The sequence below is a fragment of the Aquipseudomonas guryensis genome (genome assembly GCF_014164785.1).
Classification (GTDB): Bacteria; Pseudomonadota; Gammaproteobacteria; order Pseudomonadales; family Pseudomonadaceae; genus Aquipseudomonas; species Aquipseudomonas guryensis.
Window position 1 is genome coordinate 772674 of sequence record NZ_JACJFN010000001.1, and the last position, 17244, is coordinate 789917.

Here is a 17244-nt window from a genome sequence, read left to right on the forward strand (position 1 = left end):
GCTCGCCGACTCCATAAAGGGAACCGCATGTCCGCTCTAGCCTCGTCGACCCAGGACCGCACACTGGACCTCAACGACATCCTGCGCGAGCTGATAACCCAGGGCCGCGTGTCGCAGGAACAGGCAGAGCAGTGCCTGATGCTGCGCCGCGGCGCGGAGAACGCCAAGCTGCACCCGCTGGAGTTCCTCGCCGCGCAGCAGGTCGATGACCTGCAGCACCCGGGCAAGAAGCACGATCTGGAGAGCCTGACCCTGTGGCTGGCAGCCTGGGCCGGGCAGCCCTACCTGCGCATCGACCCGCTGAAGATCAACGTCGCCGCGGTCACCCCGCTGATGTCCTACGCCTTCGCCCAGCGCCACAAAATCCTCGCCGTAGCGGTGGACAGCGAGGCGGTAACCATCGCCAGCGCCCAGCCCTTCGTGCACAGCTGGGAAGCCAACCTGACCCATGTGCTGAAGCGGCCGATCAAGCGGGTGGTGGTCAACCCCACCGACCTGCAGCGCTTCACCACCGAGTTCTACCGCCTGGCCCGCTCGGTCAGCGGCGCCAACGCGACTGACCAGAAGGTCAGCGGCCTCGGCAACTTCGAGCAGCTGCTCAGCCTCGGCGCCAGCGACCAGGAGCCGGACGCCAACGACGCGCACATCGTCAATATCGTCGACTGGCTGTTCCAGTACGCCTATCAGCAGCGCGCCAGCGATATCCACATCGAGCCGCGTCGCGAACAGGGCACCGTGCGTTTTCGCATCGACGGCGTGCTGCACAACGTCTACCAGTTTCCGCCGCAGGTCACCGTGGCCATCGTCAGCCGCCTGAAGAGCCTGGGGCGGATGAACGTGGCCGAGAAGCGCAAGCCGCAGGACGGCCGGATCAAGACCAAGACCCCAGACGGCGGCGAAGTCGAACTGCGCCTGTCGACCCTGCCCACCGCCTTCGGCGAGAAGATGGTGATGCGTATCTTCGACCCGGAAGTGCTGCTGAAAAAACCGGAACAGCTGGGTTTCTCCCCCGACGACCTGCGCCGCTGGGAAAGCATGACCGGCCAGCCCAACGGCATCATCCTGGTCACCGGCCCCACCGGCTCGGGCAAGACCACCACCCTGTACACCACGCTCAAGCAGCTGGCCACGGCAGAAGTGAACGTCTGCACCATCGAAGACCCGATCGAGATGATCGAGGGCGCCTTCAACCAGATGCAGGTGCAGCACAACATCGACCTGACCTTCGCCAGCGGTGTGCGCGCGCTGATGCGCCAGGACCCGGACATCATCATGGTCGGCGAGATCCGCGACCTGGAAACCGCCGAGATGGCGATCCAGGCGGCGCTCACCGGCCATCTGGTGCTGTCGACCCTGCACACCAACGACGCGCCCAGCGCCATCACCCGCCTGCTCGAACTGGGCGTGCCGCACTACCTGCTCAAGGCCACCATCCTCGGCGTGATGGCCCAGCGACTGGTGCGCACCCTGTGCCCGCACTGCAAGGAGCCGGTGCAGATCAGCGAGGATGACTGGCAGAGCCTGACCAAGCCCTGGAGCTCGCCGCTGCCGACCCAGGCCCATCGCGCGGTGGGCTGCCTGGAATGCCGCGAAACCGGCTACCGTGGCCGCGCCGGGGTGTACGAGATCATGCTGCTGAACGACGGTATCAAGCCGCTGATCACCGCCGACACCGACCTGGTCACCCTGCGCCGCCAGGCGTTCAAGGAAGGCATGCGCAGCCTGCGCCTGTCCGGCGCACAGAAGGTTGCCGCCGGCCTGACCACCATCGAGGAAGTGCTGCGGGTCACCCCGCAGAGCGAGCAGAAGTAACGGGGCCTGGAAGCATTCAGCTTTTGGGCAGGCCCTGCTTGGCCAGAATGCTCGCCACTCGCTGCGGCTTGCAGTCCAGGTAGGCGGAGTTGCGCAACCAGCGCTGGTCCGAGTGCCAGGCAAACAAAAATTGTCCGCCCTTGAGTTTGTCGACCACCATGCGCGCCACTTCCGGACGCACCGCCGGGCACCCCAGGCTGCGGCCGATACGGCCCTGGCTGCGCACCAGGCGCGGGTCGACGTAGCTGGCGCCGTGGATGACGATGGCCCGCTCGCGGGCCAGATCGTTCAGCCCCGGCTCCAGGCCATCCATGCGCAACGAATAGCCATGCTTACCACGGTAGCTCTCGGCGGTACGGAACAGGCCGAGGCTGCTCTGGTAGCTGCCCTCGCGGTTGGAAAAGCTCTGCGCAAAGTTTTCCCCGGAGCGGCGCCCGTGGGCCACATAGTCACTCAGCAGCAGGCGCTTGCGCTGCAGATCGAAGATCCACAGGCGGCGCGCCGTGGACGGCTGCGAATAATCGATCACTGCCAGCCGGCTGGCCGGTTCGGCGCCGTGGTTGACCGCGCACTGCATGGCTGCCACGGCATGCCGCAGTGCCTGCTGATTAAGACCCGGCGCCACGCGGGCGAGGTCCTTGATCAGCTGGTCATTCGCCGTGGGCGCCGCCAGCAGTGGTGCACAAAACAGCCAGAGCCCCAGCAGGGCCAAGCGGCCAAGTCGTCCAAACATGCGCGCAATACCTCAAAAAACGCTACGCCCGTCGAGCCTTGTCACAAGCCCCGACACCAATCCACTTATACTGACTAGCAGCCGCCCGTCACTGCTGACGGGGCACCCTGAGCCATGGACTGGAGCAGTATGTTGTTCAAAAAGTGTGCATCTTACCCGAGCATTCTCCTGCTCACCCTGCCACTGGTCGCGAACGCCATGGAGGCACCCGACGCCCAGCCGGTCGACCTGCGCCCGCTGTTGATGCAGCCCGCCAGCCCCTGTACGACCGTTCTGGCAAGCCTAGACGACTCTATGGCAACCCTGCTGAACAACTTCTACGCACAACGCGATGGCCGTCCGGCCTGGCGTGACGGCAGCCACCTGCACCTGCTCCAGGAGCAACTCGCGCAGCTGGCGGACGATGGTCTCAACCCAACCGACTACCCACTCGCGCAGACCGAGGATCACTGTAGCGACCTGCAGGCCAGCAGCAGCTACCTGCGCGCCCTGCGCGATCTGCGTAGCGGCCGTCTCGACCAGCAGCAGCTGGAACCACTGTGGCGCGACCCCCAGCAAACTCGTCCGGATCCGCAGCTGGCGGCCCTTTCCATCGCCCTGCTGCACGTGGATGATCCCGCCGTCGCGTTTACCAGCGCCCGTCCCAGCCTGCCGCAATACCAGCGCCTGCGTGCCGTGTATGCCTATGAACGCCTGCAGCCCCTGCCCAGCTGGCCAGCGCTACCAACCGGCGCGTTGCTGCGCCCCGGTAAACAGGATGCGCGGGTGCCGTTACTGCGCGAGCGCCTCAACCTGCCCGCCGACGAGGCCCAGGCCGAGTTCTATGACCCGAGTACCGTCAGCGCCCTGGCAGACTTCCAGGCCCGCCACGGACTCAAGCCCGATGGCATCCTCGGCCCCGCCAGCCTGAGCGAACTGAACCTTGATGCCCCGACCCGCCGCGCGCAGTTGCGCGTCAACCTGGAGCGCCTGCGCTGGCTGGCCGACGACCTCGGCCAGGCCCAGGTGGCTATCAATGTCGCCGCCGCCGAATTGCTGGTCTTGCAGCAGGGTGAAGAACTCTGGCGTACCCGCACCCAGATCGGCCGGGTCGAGCGACAGACACCGCTGCTGGCGTCGCGAATCAACCGCCTGACCCTCAATCCGACCTGGACGGTGCCACCGACCATCCTGCGCGAAGACAAGCTGCCGGCCATCCGCGCCGATCGCAGCTACCTGAGCGAACATGAGATGGACGTCTACGACCATGCCGGCAATTGGCTCGATCCCGAACAGGTCGACTGGGATAACCCCGGCGCCATCCTGCTGCGCCAGGCTGCCGGGGCGAAGAACCCGCTCGGCCAGGTCGCCCTGCGTTTCGCCAACCCGTTTTCGGTATACCTGCACGACACGCCCAGCCGCGCCCTGTTCGACAAGGCGCCGCGCCTGTTCAGCTCCGGTTGCGTGCGGGTCGAGGCCGTCGACAGCCTGCTGACCTGGCTGCTGCCACAAGAGGAACTGGTAACCGTGCAAACCCGCATTGCCAGCGGCAAGACTCAGCAATACCGCCTGCCGCAACCGGCGCCGCTGCTGATCGCCTATTGGACAGCCGAAGTGGATGCCGACGGCCAACTGCGCTATGCCCCCGACAGCTACCAGCACGATGCGCAACTGATCCAGGCTCTGCTGGCTGGCGGCAGTTGACGCGGACCAGGCAGCAACGGCGCAGCGACTGTGCTTAGATGCGTTAATCCCCCTATGTACAAGACAGGAGAATAAATATGGAAATTGGTGGCGTACTGCTGCTCTTCGTCGGCCTCGCCGTGGCCGTGGTATTCATGGGCTTCAAGGTGGTGCCACAGGGCTTCGAGTGGACGGTGGAGCGCTTCGGCCGCTACACCAACACGCTCAAACCGGGCCTCAACATCATCGTGCCGGTGATGGACAAGATCGGCCGCAAGCTCAATGTGATGGAAAGCGTGCTGGATATCCCGCCGCAGGAAGTGATCACCGCCGACAACGCCACTGTGCAGATCGACGCCATCTGCTTCTTCCAGATCATCAATTCGGCGCAGGCCGCCTACGAGGTCAACAACCTCGAACACGCCATCCGCAACCTGGTGATGACCAACATCCGTACCGTGCTCGGCTCCATGGAGCTGGACGCCATGCTCGGCCAGCGCGACGCGATCAACGAGCGCCTGCTGAAGACCGTGGATGAAGCCACCGCGCCCTGGGGCATCAAGATCACCCGCATCGAGATCAAGGACATCAGCCCGCCCGCCGATCTGATGGCCGCCATGTCCGGGCAGATGAAAGCCGAACGCATCAAGCGCGCGCAGATTCTCGAAGCCGAGGGGCTGCGCGCCGCCGCCATCCTCACCGCCGAAGGGCAGAAGCAGGGTGACATCCTCAAGGCCGAAGGCCAGCGCCAGGCCGCCTTCCTCGAAGCCGAAGCGCGTGAGCGTGCCGCCCAGGCCGAAGCCGAGGCCACGCGCATGGTCTCCGAGGCCATCGCCAGCGGCAACGTGCAGGCGGTCAACTACTTCGTCGCGCAGAAGTACATCGAGGCCCTGGGCAACCTGGCCAGCTCCGACAACAGCAAGGTGATCCTCATGCCGCTGGAAGCCAGCCAGGTGATTGGCGCGGTCGGCGGCATCGGCGAAATCGTCAAAGCGACCTTCGGTGACAAGCAGAAATGATGGCCTACCTGCAGAACCTCTCCTATTGGGACTGGCTGGCCTTCGGCACCGTACTGCTGATCCTCGAGGTCTTCGGTGCCGGCGGCTACCTGCTGTGGATCGGCCTGGCCGCAGCCTGTGTCGGGGTGTTGACCTTCCTCTTCCCGGAACTGCCCTGGGCCTGGCAGTTTTTTCTGTTCGCCATTCTCTCGGTACTCACCGCACTGTTCTGGTGGCAGCGCCAACGCAGTGCCGCAAAGCCCTCCGACCAACCCGGGCTGAACCAGCGCGGCAGCGAGCTGCTCGGGCGCCAGTTCGTCCTGCACGAGGCCATCGTCGGTGGACGCGGCAAGATCAAGGCCGGCGACAGCCTGTGGCTGGTGATCGGCCCCGATCTACCTGCCGGTACTGCCGTCAAGGTCACAGGCCAGGACGGCGTGCTGCTCAAAGTCGAAGCGCTGCAGCCGCAAGGCTAGCAACTCGCGGCGCAACCGCCGGCTCGATCGACTCGCGCCGGCTGACGAGCAGCTAGACTGCAGCCAATTTCTTCTGGATGGAGCACATGGATGGCCCGACTGCTTGTACTGGGGCTGCTCGCCCTGCTGGGCGGCTGCCAGTTGCTGGAGCTGGATCGCCAGTACGCTACGGCCCAGCGCGAACTGCTGCTGATCCCCGGCACCCTGCAGAGCTCGGAGCAGGCACTGGTCGCCCTGCTTGATCCGCAGAATCGGCTGCTGGCCTACCGCATTGTCCAGCCGGGCGGGCTGTTCTACTTCAGCATGCCCGTCAGCAATTACCAGCTACTGGCTTTCAATGATCGCAACGGCAATCTGCGCCTGGATGTCGACGAGCCATATCACTGGCTGCCGCAGGCCCGCAGCGCGCCCTTCCGGGTGCAGCCAAGCGCCGAACAGCGCAGCCAGCTAGGCCAGCTCAACGAGTTGCAACCCGAACTCGCCAGCCATTCGCCCGCGCCACCGCCGGCCCTCGACCTGAGCCAGGCCTACCGCGAGCTGCCACGCCTGCAGCACAACTACCTGCAGGTGGTGGACTTCGATGACCCACGCTTCTCGCCGCAACGGATCAGCCAGGGCGCCTGGCAGCCGCTGGATTTCCTCAGCGAGGTTGGTTACGGCCTGTACTTGCTGGAGCCCTGGGACGCCGACAAGGAACCGATAATCCTGGTGCATGGGATCAACAGCGGCCCGCCAGTGTGGCGCGCGCTGGCGGAGAGCATCGACCGTGAGCGCTTCCAGCTGGTGCTGTTCCACTACCCCAGCGGCCTGCCGCTGAACCACAGCGCCTATCTGCTCGGTGAAGCGCTGCGCGATGTGCAACTGCGCCACCGCCCGCCACGCTTTCATGTGTTCGCCCACAGCATGGGTGGGCTGGTGGCCCGGCGCGCCGTGCAATTGCTCAGCGCCGGCGGCGGCAATGACCGGCAGTGCCTGTTCCTGACGCTGGCCACGCCCTGGGATGGTCACCCGGCGGCAGCGGACGGCATCGCCCATGCGCCAGTAGTGGCGCCGGTCTGGCGCGACCTGGCGCCAGGCAGCCAGTACCTGCAGACGCTCTTCGCCACGCCGTTGCCAGCACATATTCGCCAGTGGCTGCTGGTCAGCTACAGCGGCAACAGCCGGCTGCTGGAGCAGCCCAACGACGGCGTGGTGCCCCTGGCGAGCCAGTTACGCAGTGCCGCGCAGGATGAGGCGGAGCATCTCTATGTAATGGCCGAAAACCACACCAGCATCCTCGCCAGTCCACGCAGCCAGGCGCTGATCAGCCGGGCGCTGGGCGAGTTGCCGGACAGCGGCTGTCGCTGAGCGACTTACAGTAGGCTGCGCTCGTGTGGTGCGCGCAACACGCCAGTCGAGACAGGTTCTAAGGCAGGGCATAGACCTTGAACAGCGCCTTCTCCGCCTCACCCGGCTTGCCCAGGTGTTCGCTATACAGCCGCTCAAGCTCGCCGGAGCGGTACAGCTCACTCAACGCAGTGTCGATCAGCAGGCGGAAATCCTCGTCACCGCGCGGTACGCCCAACGCTACCGGCACGGACTCGAAGATGCGCGGCAGCACCTGCAGCTGCTCGGTACCGCCGTGCGTCTTCAGGTAGTGCTCAAGGAACATGCGCTCGGAGAAGAACGCATCGGCCTGACCACTGCTGATCAGCTCTACGCCCTGGTCATAATCCTCAACAGTGAGCAGCTGCACTACCACACCCAGCCGACGCACCTTGTCCAGAATCCACGCCTGGGTGACGCCACCGGCCATGCTCACGTAGGTGTGCTGGGCCAGACCGCGATTGATCGTGGCACGCCAGGTCGGCCCGCTATGCGCCGGCTGGCCACTGAGCACGGCGAGCAGGGTCTGCGGCGCATCCTCGCGCACCAGCACGCCCAGGCCGGCGGTGTAGACCGGCACTGAGAAACTCATCTGCCGTCGTGCCGCCAGGCTTTCCGGGCTCGGCGTACAGAGCAGATCGGCCTTGCCTTCGCCCATCAGGGCCAGCTTCTGCGCATCCTCTACCGCCAGGAAATTCAGCTTGAGTTCGCTAGCACCCAGCTCGGTCTGGATCCTCTGCGCGATACGCCGGCACAGCTCGATGCCATAGCCACTGACCTGCTCACCCTGCTGGCTGCTGAACGGGGCCACATCCGGCACGAACGCCAGGGTGATGCTGGCGCTGTTGCGCACCCGTTCAAGGGTGTCGGCGGCAGCCAGCAGCGGCAGGGCCAGCAGTAGGCAGAGCAGCATATAAACAGTCGATTTGAGCGATTTTGGTGTCATGTCCTGTTCCCCGAAAACTGATATCTGCGCCACGCCTAACGCTTGCCGCTAGGCACGGGTGCAACCGGCGGCTCGACAAAACGCCGGGAAATGAAGCCGTACAGCAGATAGCCGATGACCAGGACAATCGCCGCACCGAACACCGCATCCTTGCCCGAGGCATACAGGGCGTAATAGCAATAGAACATCGCCACCAGCAGCACCGCCACGTTGCGGGTAAAGATCGCCGCGCCGACCTGGGCCTTGTACATGATCACCAGCAACCCGGAGAGCGCGGTGACATAGGGAATCAGGTTGGTCACCGCAGCCAGGTTGACCAGCTTGCCAAACTGCTCGCTGGCATTCGGCGAGATAGTCGAGAGGGCCAGCAGGGTCTGCAACACCGCGCAGGCGATCATGCCGATGATCGGGGCATCCAGCTTGCTGACCCGGGCGAACAGCTTGGGAAACATGCCTTCCTCGGCGGTGACCTTGGCGGTCTGGCCGAGGGTGAACTGCCAGCCCAGCAGCGAGCCGATGCAGGCCATCACCGCGAGGATCATGATGATGTTGCCGACCAGCGGGTTGAACATCTGCGCGTAGACATAGGCGAACGGCGCGCTGGAGTTGGCCAGCTCGGCATTGGGGATGATGCCCTGGATCACCGTGGTCGAGAGGATGTACACCACTGCCGCACCGAGGGTTCCAAACAGGCAGGCCAGCGGCACGTTGCGCTTGGGATTGTCCACCGCGTCGGAGTTCTGCGCCGCCGACTCCATGCCGAGGAAGGCCCACAGGGTCAGCGGAATACTCTGCGCGATGGCATCGCTGGTGGCCAGGTTGTTCGGATTCCAGGCGGCGGCGAACACGCTGGCGTCGAACCAGAACCAGCCGATCACGCTGAGCCCCGCCACCGGGATGATCACCCCCCAGACGGTGATCGCGCCGATCTTGCCGGTGATGCTCGGGCCGCCGAAGTTGGCCACCGTGGTCAGCCAGATCAGCCCGACCGTGCCGATAAACAGCGGAATGGCACCGCTGCCCAGCCAGGGAAAGAACGGCGTCAGGTAGCCCACTGCGGAAATGCCGATGGCTACGTTGCCGATGGCCAGCGAGAGGAAATAGAGAAACGAGCAGAGAAAGAACGCCGATTTGCCGTGCGCCTCCTCGCTGTATGCCGACATGCCGCCGGAGCGCGGGCAGTAGATGCCGCACTGGGCGAAGCAGTAGGCGATGGCCATGGAACCGATGGCCGTGATGATCCATGACAGCAGCGACACCGCCCCCAGCTGCGCCATGCTCGACGGCAGCATGATGATGCCGGAGCCCATCATGTTCACCGCTACCAGGGTGGTAAGCCCCACCAGGCTCATTTTCTTGCTGGCTTCAGCCATCGAAGACTCCCTGATCGATTGCCACACGCAACCGGCGCCGGCATCTCGAGAGCCGGAAGCAGGCAACGTGGATAGTGAGTAGCCTGATGTGTAGCGCAGCGCTGCCGATCCGGCCTCCCCCGCCGCATCCGCCATGTCCGCTACTCTGGAGCACTATGACTGCAAAAAGATTTATCGCCCTGCCCCAGATCAAGAGCGTAGCAAAGCCCTGAGCGGACTCCGGCTTTTCTCCGCAGCCTGGCCCATATGCGCAGGAGTTTGCAGCTGCAACCGCTTGTGCAGGAAAAATCGCCGGCAATAAAAAACCGCCCGAAGGCGGTTTTCATGGCACTCGCGTGAATTACTCGCGGTAGTCGTCCATCGGCACACAGGCGCAGAACAGGTTGCGGTCGCCGAACACGTTGTCGATACGGTTCACCGCCGGCCAGTACTTGTGCGCGCGGGTGTGCGCGGACGGGGTCACCGCTTCCTCGATGCTGTACGGCCGTTCCCACACGCCGGTGACATCGGCCAGGGTGTGCGGGGCGTTCTTCAGCGGATTGTTCTCGGCCGGCCATTCGCCGCTGGCGACCTTGGCGATCTCGGCACGGATACTGAGCATGGCGCTGATGAAACGATCCAGCTCTTCCTTAGACTCGCTCTCGGTCGGCTCGATCATCAACGTGCCCGCCACCGGGAAGGACATGGTCGGCGCGTGGAAGCCGTAGTCCATCAGGCGCTTGGCGACGTCTTCCTCGCTGATCCCGGTTTCCGCCTTGAGCGGACGCAGATCGAGGATGCATTCATGCGCGACGCGATCATTACGCCCGGTGTAGAGCACCGGGAAGGCGCCGGTCAGCTGGCTGGCCAGGTAGTTGGCGTTAAGGATCGCCACTTCGGTGGCATCAGCCAGTTGCGGGCCCATCATGGCGATGTACATCCAGCTGATCGGCAGGATGCTCGCGCTGCCCCAGGGCGCGGCGCTGACCGCAGTGTTCTGCGGGTTCGGGCCTTCCAGCTCGATCACCGGGTGGTTGGCAACGAACGGCGCCAGGTGCGCGCGCACACCGATCGGGCCCATGCCCGGGCCGCCACCGCCGTGGGGGATGCAGAAGGTCTTGTGCAGGTTCATGTGCGACACGTCGGCACCGATATCGGCCGGACGCGCCAGGCCGACCTGGGCGTTGAGGTTGGCGCCGTCCATGTACACCTGGCCACCGTGGGCATGCACCACATCGCAGATGTCGCGGATGCCTTCCTCGTACACGCCGTGGGTCGAGGGGTAGGTGATCATCAGGCAGGACAGCTTGTCACCGGCCTCGGCGGCCTTGGCCTTGAGGTCGGCGAGGTCGACGTTGCCGGCGGCGTCGCAGTCCACCACCACCACGCGCATGCTTAGCATCTGCGCCGAGGCCGGGTTGGTGCCGTGGGCCGAGGCCGGGATCAGGCAGATGTCGCGGTGGCCATCGCCACGGCTCTGGTGGTACTTGCGGATCGCCAGCAGGCCGGCGTACTCGCCCTGGGCGCCGGAGTTGGGCTGGGTGCAGATGGCGTCGAACCCAGTGATGGCGCGCAGCCACTCTTCCAGCTCGTCGATCATCAACTTGTAACCCTGGGCCTGCTCGGCCGGCACGAAGGGGTGCAGGCTGGCGAATTCCGGCCAGGTGATCGGGATCATCTCGCTGGTGGCGTTGAGCTTCATGGTGCAGGAGCCCAGCGGGATCATCGACTGGTTCAGCGCCAGGTCCTTGTTCTCCAGGCGCTTGAGGTAGCGCAGCATGGCGGTTTCGCTGTGGTGCGTGTTGAACACCGGGTGCGTCAGGTAGGCCGAGGTACGCAGCAGCTCGGTCGGGATGCCCTGCGGCAGCTCACTGGCGTCCAGTTCGGCAACGCTCAGGCCGTGGTCGGCGCCGAGGAAGATGGCGAACAACTGCTCGACGGTCTGCGCGCTGCAGGTTTCGTCCAGGCTGACACCCAGCTTGCCGCGGCCAAGGATGCGCAGGTTGATGCGCGCCGCCTTGGCCGACTCGATGATGGCGGTCTGCATGCCGCCAACTTCCAGGGTCAGGGTGTCGAAGAAGTACTGGTTGTCGCGCTGCACACCCTTCTGCGCCAGACCGGCGGCGAGGATGGCGGTCAGCCGGTGCACGCGCTGGGCGATCTGCTTGAGGCCGGCGGGGCCGTGGTAGACGGCGTAGCAGCTGGCGATGTTGGCCAGCAGAACCTGCGAGGTGCAGATGTTGGAGTTGGCCTTCTCGCGGCGGATATGTTGCTCGCGGGTCTGCAGAGCCATGCGCAGGGCGGTGTTGCCACGGGCATCCTTGGACACGCCGATGATGCGGCCGGGCATGGCGCGCTTGTAGGCATCGCTGGTGGCGAAGAAGGCCGCGTGCGGACCACCGTAGCCCATCGGCACGCCGAAGCGCTGGGCCGAACCGAACACCACGTCGGCGCCCAGCTCACCCGGCGGGGTCAGCAGCAGCAGCGACAGCAGGTCGGCGGAGACGCAGGCCAGGGCCTGCTGGGCATGCAGCGCGGCAATGATTGGACGCAGGTCGCGGATCTCGCCGTGGGTGTCCGGGTACTGCAGCAGGGCGCCGAATACCTGGTGCTGGCTCAGCTCATCGAGATTGCCGACCCGCACTTCCAGGCCGAAGCCTTCGGCACGGGTCTGCACCACGGAGATGGTCTGCGGGTGGCAGTTCTCGTCAACAAAGAACAGGTTGCTCTTCGATTTGGCCACGCGCTTGGCCAGGGCCATGGCTTCACCGGCAGCGGTAGCTTCGTCGAGCAGCGAGGCACTGGCCAGGTCGAGGCCGGTGAGGTCGATGGTCAGCTGCTGGAAGTTCAGCAGCGCCTCCAGGCGACCCTGGGCGATTTCCGGCTGGTAGGGGGTGTAGGCGGTGTACCAGCCCGGGTTCTCCAGCACGTTGCGCAGGATCACGGTCGGGGTCAGGGTGCCGTGGTAGCCCATGCCGATCAGGCTGGTCCACTGCTGGTTCTGCTGGGCATAACCCTTGAGCTTGGCCAGGGCGCCCTGCTCGTCCAGTGCCGCCGGCAGAGCCAGCGGGCCATTCAGGCGGATGGCCGGTGGCACCGTCTGCACGATCAGTTCGTCGCGGTCGGCCACGCCGAGGACGGACAACATGGCCTGCTGCTCGCCGGCATCGGGGCCGAGGTGACGACGGAGGAAGGCATCGGGCTGGTGCAACTGGGCGAGACGGGGCGTCTGGGACATGGTGTGGCTCTCGGGAAATGACAGAGCCTCGACGAATCGAGGCTCGACAACGAATATGACCTGGGCGGTGATCGTAGAAGCGGATCAGGATCTCGCGAGCTAGAGCCAGGCTAGGCGGAAGTGGCCGAGGGGGCGGAGTTTACGTGCTGTAAATGAGCACCCCGAGGCGGCTTCCAACGACGTCTGGCCGACGCGCAGCAGATCCTGGCCGCTTCTCAGGCGTCGGCCTCACAGGCGGCTTGATAGCCGGCGGCATCCAGCAGGCTGTCGAGGTCGGCGGCGTTGCTCGGCTGCAGCTTGAAGAACCAGGCGGCGTAGGGTTCGCCGTTGACCTGCTCGGGGCTGTCGCTGAGGGCTTCGTTGACCGCGATGACTTCACCGGCGATCGGCGCGTAGATGTCCGAAGCGGCTTTCACCGACTCCACCACCCCGGCTTCCTGACCAGCGGCCAGCTGCTTGCCGACTTCCGGCAGTTCGACGTAGACCACATCACCCAGGGCTTCCTGAGCGTGGTCGGAAATACCCACGGTGACGGTGCCATCCGCTTCCAGGCGGGCCCACTCGTGGCTGGCAGCAAAACGCAGATCGGCGGGGATAGTGCTCATCAGGATGTCCTCAGGATCAGGTGGCGGGTAGCCCGCCCGGAAAAGTTAGCAGTTAAATAGTGGCTTTGCCGTTACGCACAAAGTTCGCTTGTACGACGCGCACCGGGTACCACTTGCCGCGAATCTCCACTTCGGCGCGTTCGCCGGTGGCCGCTGGTACGCGGGCCAGGGCGATGGACTTGCCGAGGGTCGGCGAGAAGCTGCCGCTGGTGATTTCGCCTTCGCCGACGCCTTCGATGCGTACCACCTGGTGGGCGCGCAGCACGCCGCGCTCTTCCAGCACCAGGCCGACCAGCTTGGGCTGGTCACCGGCGGCGCGCTGGCTTTCCAGGGCGGCGCGGCCAATGAAGTTGCGCTCGGCCGGCTCCCAGGCAATGGTCCAGGCCATGTTGGCGGCCAGCGGCGAAACGTCCTCGGTCATGTCCTGGCCATACAGGTTCATGCCGGCTTCCAGGCGCAGGGTGTCGCGCGCGCCAAGGCCGATAGGGGCGATGCCGGCACCGACCAGCTCGCTGAGGAAGGCCGCGGCCTGTTCGGCCGGCAGCATGATTTCCAGGCCGTCTTCACCGGTGTAGCCGGTGCGGGCGATGAACCAGTCGCCTTCCGGCAGGCCCTGGAACACCTTGAGTTCGTTGATGATCGCGGCGCGCGCGGCGCTGACCAGCTCAGCGGTCTTGGCGCGGGCCTGCGGGCCCTGGATGGCGAGCATGGCCAGTTCGGCGCGCTCAGCCAGGGTGACGTCGAAGCCGGCGGTGTGCGCCTGCATCCAGGCCAGGTCCTTGTCGCGGGTGGCGGCATTGACGACCACGCGGTAGCCCCAGTCGGTGAGGTAGACGATGAGGTCATCGACCACGCCGCCGCGCTCGTTGAGCATGCCGCTGTAGAGCGCCTTGCCCGGAGTTTTCAGACGCGCCACGTCGTTGGCCAGCAGGTACTGCAGCCAGGCCTGCGCCTGAGGGCCGGTGACATCGACCACGGTCATGTGGGAAACGTCGAACACGCCGCAGTCACGGCGCACCTGATGGTGTTCCTCGACTTGCGAGCCGTAGTGCAGTGGCATGTCCCAGCCACCGAAATCGACCATCTTGGCGCCAAGCGCCAGATGCTGTTCGTACAGAGGGGTACGCTGTCCCATGGGTAACTCCTTGCGCTAGACGCCCGCCCGCGCCGGCCTTGGCCTGCAGCGGATACGGGGTTCATGGTCGGGCTGCGTCAGCAGGCGCGCATTGTAGCCCCGCAAAGGCGTCTGGTCATCTCGCAAAATGACCGACCGGTCAAGGCCGGGCGAAGCACAGACGAGCGAGGCACAGCGCCTGGAACTAGTGCCCCGGTTGGCGGGCCGAGCGGCGAATCAGGCCTATCACCGGCAGCAGGCCGACCAGTACCAGGCTCAGTGCCGGCAGCGCGGCACGTGCCCACTCGCCCTCGCTGGTCATCTCGAACACCCGTACCGACAGGGTGTCCCAGCCGAAGGGGCGCATCAGCAGGGTCGCCGGCATTTCCTTGAGCACGTCGACGAACACCAGCAGCGCGGCGCTCAGCGCACCCGGCACCAGCAGCGGCAGATAGACCCGCAGGAACAGCTGCGGACCACCCACGCCAAGGCTGCGCGAAGCCTGTGGCAATGACGGGCGAATGCGCGCCAGGCTGTTCTCCAGCGGGCCATAGGCGACCGCCATGAAGCGCACCAGATAGGCCAGCAGCAAGGCGCCCAGACTGCCCAGCAGCAACGGCTTGCCGGCCCCGCCCAGCCAGCTGGAGAAGGGGATGACCAGATGGTTGTCCAGGTAACTGAACGCCAGCATCACCGCCACCGCCAGCACCGAGCCGGGCAGCGCATAGCCGAGGTTGGCCAGGCCCACTGCGGCGTGCATGCCACGAGTCGGAGCCTGGCGGCGGGCGAAGGCCAGCAGCAGGGCGACGCTCACCGTGAGCAACGCTGCCAGGCCACCCAGATAAAGAGTGTGCAGAATCAACCCGACATAACGCTCATCCAGGTCGAAACGGCCGCGCTGCCAGAACCAAACCAGCAGCTGTGCCAGCGGCACGACGAAGGCGCAGGTGAACACCAGGCCACACCAGCCGCTGGCCAGCGCCGCCTTCCAGCCGCGCAGGTGATACAACGGCTGGCCGCGCGGACGTTCGCTGGCCGGACGCGTGGCGCCCCGCGCACGGCGCTCGCCATACAGCACCAGCAGCACCGCCAGCAGCAGCAGACTGGCAAGCTGGGTGGCGCTGGACAGGCTGTAGAAGCTGTACCAGGTCTTGTAGATGGCGGTGGTGAAGGTATCGAAGTTGAATACCGAGACCGCGCCGAAGTCGGCCAGGGTCTCCATGATCGCCAGGGCCAGGCCGGCACCGATGGCCGGGCGCGCCATCGGCAGGGCGACACTCCAGAACGCCTGCCAGGGCGACTGGCCGAGCACGCGCGCCGCCTCCATCAGGCCTTTGCCCTGGGCCAGAAAGGCGCCACGGGCAAGCAGGTAGACGTAGGGATAGAACACCAGCACCAGGACGATGATCACCCCGCCACTGGAGCGCACTCGCGGGAAGCGCAGGCCGCTGCCAAACCAGTCGCGGGCCAGGGTCTGCAGCGGCCCGGCAAAGTCCAGCAGGCCGACGAAGACGAAGGCCAGCACATAGGCAGGGATGGCGAATGGCAGCATCAGCGCCCAATCCAGCCAGCGCCGCCCGGGGAACTCGCAGAGGCTGGTCAGCCAGGCCAGGCTGACACCCAGCAGTACCACGCCCGTGCCGACCCCCACCACCAACAGCAGGGTATTGCCCAGCAGACGCGGCAATTGCGTCTGCCACAGGTGGGCCCAGATGCTCTGATCGACCTCATGCCAGGACAGCAGCAACACCGACAGCGGCAGCAGGACCAGGGCGGCGATGGCAAAAGCGATGGGGTACCAGCGACGCTGGGCGGGATGGGCCACGCAACTTCCTCGACGGCAGAAAACAGAACGCCCCGGACTAGCCGGGGCGTCGAGTATAACCAGCTTGGACGAAAATCAGTTCCAGCCGGCGCGATCCATCAGCTTGGTAGCCTCGGCCTGGCGCTTGCCGGCTACTTCCATCGGCACGCTGTCGGCCTTGAAGCTGCCCCAGGCAGCCACTTCGGCAGACGGCTTGACCGCCGGGTTGGCCGGGTATTCCTGGTTGACGTCGGCGAACAGGCTTTGCGCTTCGGCGCTGGTCATCCACTCCAGCAGCTTCTGCGCCTGCTCGGCATGCGGTGCATGCAGGGTCACGCCGGCGCCGGACAGGTTGACGTGCACGCCACGGTCGGCCTGGTTCGGCCAGAACGGCTTCACTTTCAGCGACGGTTGCTGCTTGTGCAGGCGGCCGTAGTAGTAGGTGTTGGCCATGCCTACGTCGCACTGGCCGGCGTCGATGGCCTGCAGCAGGGCGGTGTCGTCGGCGAACACGTCGGTAGCCAGGTTGTTGACCCAGCCTTTGACGATCTCTTCGGCCTTGGCTTCGCCATGGGTTTCAATCAGGGTGGCGGTCAGCGACTGGTTGTAGACCTTCTTGCTGGTGCGCAGGCACAGGCGGCCTTCCCAGTTGCTGTCAGCCAGGGCTTCGTAGGTCGACAGCTCTTCCGGCTTGACGCGCTCGGTGGAGTAGAAAATGGTCCGCGCGCGCAGCGACAGGCCAGTCCAGGCACCGGTGCTGGAGCGATACTGCGGCGGGATGTTGGCCGCAATCACCTCGGACTGCAGCGGCTTGAGCACGCCTTCCTGCTCAGCCTGCCAGAGGTTGCCGGCATCCACGGTGATCAGCAGATCGGCCGGGGTATTGGCCCCTTCGGCCTTGAGGCGGGCCAACAGCGGCGCTTCCTTGTCGGTGATGAACTTCACCTGGACGCCGGTCTTGGCGGTGTAGGCGTCGAACACCGGCTTGATCAGCTCGTCGATACGCGCGGAGTAGACCACCACTTCATCGGCCGCCTGGACGCTGGAAGCCAGTGCGGTGAGAGCCAGGGTAGCGATAAGACCAGTGCGAGCCTGCATGATGCCGCCTCATGTTGAGAAGAAGGAGCCGAATAGTAGTG

13 protein-coding genes are annotated in these 17244 nt (G+C 65.4%); 5 read left to right on the forward strand and 8 right to left on the reverse strand.

Features of this window, described 5'->3' with window-relative positions; all coding sequences use genetic code 11:
- The first annotated feature begins 27 nt into the window (after positions 1-27).
- Positions 28-1812: a GspE/PulE family protein gene (locus H3H45_RS03500; protein ID WP_182832349.1), complete on the forward strand. Its 1785-nt coding sequence runs from the start codon at positions 28-30 to the stop codon at positions 1810-1812.
- 16 nt (positions 1813-1828) lie between these two features.
- Here H3H45_RS03500 and H3H45_RS03505 read toward each other — a convergent pair whose 3' ends face one another.
- Positions 1829-2545, reverse strand: coding sequence for a murein L,D-transpeptidase catalytic domain family protein (locus H3H45_RS03505; RefSeq protein WP_182832350.1), 717 nt, complete (start codon positions 2543-2545; stop codon positions 1829-1831).
- Between the two features lie 129 nt (positions 2546-2674).
- Here H3H45_RS03505 and H3H45_RS03510 point away from each other — a divergent pair, with 129 nt between their 5' ends.
- The 4 genes from H3H45_RS03510 to H3H45_RS03525 all read left to right on the forward strand — a co-directional run bounded on the left by H3H45_RS03510 (position 2675) and on the right by H3H45_RS03525 (position 7028).
- A complete protein-coding gene (locus tag H3H45_RS03510) occupies positions 2675-4228 on the forward strand; it encodes a L,D-transpeptidase family protein (protein ID WP_235983331.1) in 1554 nt (517 codons plus the stop codon).
- 77 nt (positions 4229-4305) lie between these two features.
- Positions 4306-5226, forward strand: a complete 921-nt coding sequence (locus H3H45_RS03515) for an SPFH domain-containing protein (protein WP_182832351.1) — start codon at positions 4306-4308, stop codon at positions 5224-5226.
- Positions 5223-5681, forward strand: a complete 459-nt coding sequence (locus H3H45_RS03520) for an NfeD family protein (RefSeq protein ID WP_182832352.1) — start codon at positions 5223-5225, stop codon at positions 5679-5681. The genes H3H45_RS03515 and H3H45_RS03520 overlap by 4 nt, the downstream gene beginning before the upstream one ends.
- 90 nt (positions 5682-5771) lie before the next feature.
- Positions 5772-7028 (forward strand): esterase/lipase family protein, encoded by a 1257-nt coding sequence (locus H3H45_RS03525; RefSeq protein WP_182832353.1) that lies wholly within the window; start codon positions 5772-5774, stop codon positions 7026-7028.
- A gap of 58 nt (positions 7029-7086) precedes the next feature.
- Here H3H45_RS03525 and H3H45_RS03530 read toward each other — a convergent pair whose 3' ends face one another.
- The 7 genes from H3H45_RS03530 to H3H45_RS03560 form a co-directional block, all read right to left on the reverse strand.
- The gene (locus H3H45_RS03530; protein WP_235983333.1) at positions 7087-7959 is read right to left on the reverse strand and encodes an amino acid ABC transporter substrate-binding protein; all 873 of its coding nucleotides are present in this window, start codon (positions 7957-7959) and stop codon (positions 7087-7089) included.
- 68 nt (positions 7960-8027) lie between these two features.
- Positions 8028-9365 (reverse strand): putrescine-ornithine antiporter, encoded by a 1338-nt coding sequence (potE, locus tag H3H45_RS03535; protein ID WP_182832355.1) that lies wholly within the window; start codon positions 9363-9365, stop codon positions 8028-8030.
- A 340-nt stretch (positions 9366-9705) separates the two neighbouring features.
- Complete coding sequence (gene gcvP, locus H3H45_RS03540; RefSeq protein WP_182832356.1) at positions 9706-12582, reverse strand: aminomethyl-transferring glycine dehydrogenase; 2877 nt, start codon at positions 12580-12582, stop codon at positions 9706-9708.
- A 215-nt stretch (positions 12583-12797) separates the two neighbouring features.
- On the reverse strand, positions 12798-13187 hold the full coding sequence (gene gcvH, locus H3H45_RS03545; RefSeq protein WP_173210200.1) for a glycine cleavage system protein GcvH: 390 nt from the start codon (positions 13185-13187) through the stop codon (positions 12798-12800).
- A 52-nt stretch (positions 13188-13239) separates the two neighbouring features.
- Positions 13240-14322 carry a glycine cleavage system aminomethyltransferase GcvT gene (gene gcvT / locus H3H45_RS03550; RefSeq protein ID WP_182832357.1) on the reverse strand — a complete coding sequence of 361 codons (1083 nt, stop codon included), beginning with the start codon at positions 14320-14322 and terminating at the stop codon, positions 13240-13242.
- 184 nt (positions 14323-14506) lie between these two features.
- On the reverse strand, positions 14507-16126 hold the full coding sequence (locus tag H3H45_RS03555; RefSeq protein WP_182832358.1) for an ABC transporter permease: 1620 nt from the start codon (positions 16124-16126) through the stop codon (positions 14507-14509).
- Positions 16127-16201: 75 nt separating this feature from the next.
- Positions 16202-17203 carry an extracellular solute-binding protein gene (locus H3H45_RS03560; protein ID WP_182832359.1) on the reverse strand — a complete coding sequence of 334 codons (1002 nt, stop codon included), beginning with the start codon at positions 17201-17203 and terminating at the stop codon, positions 16202-16204.
- Positions 17204-17244: the final 41 nt, after the last annotated feature.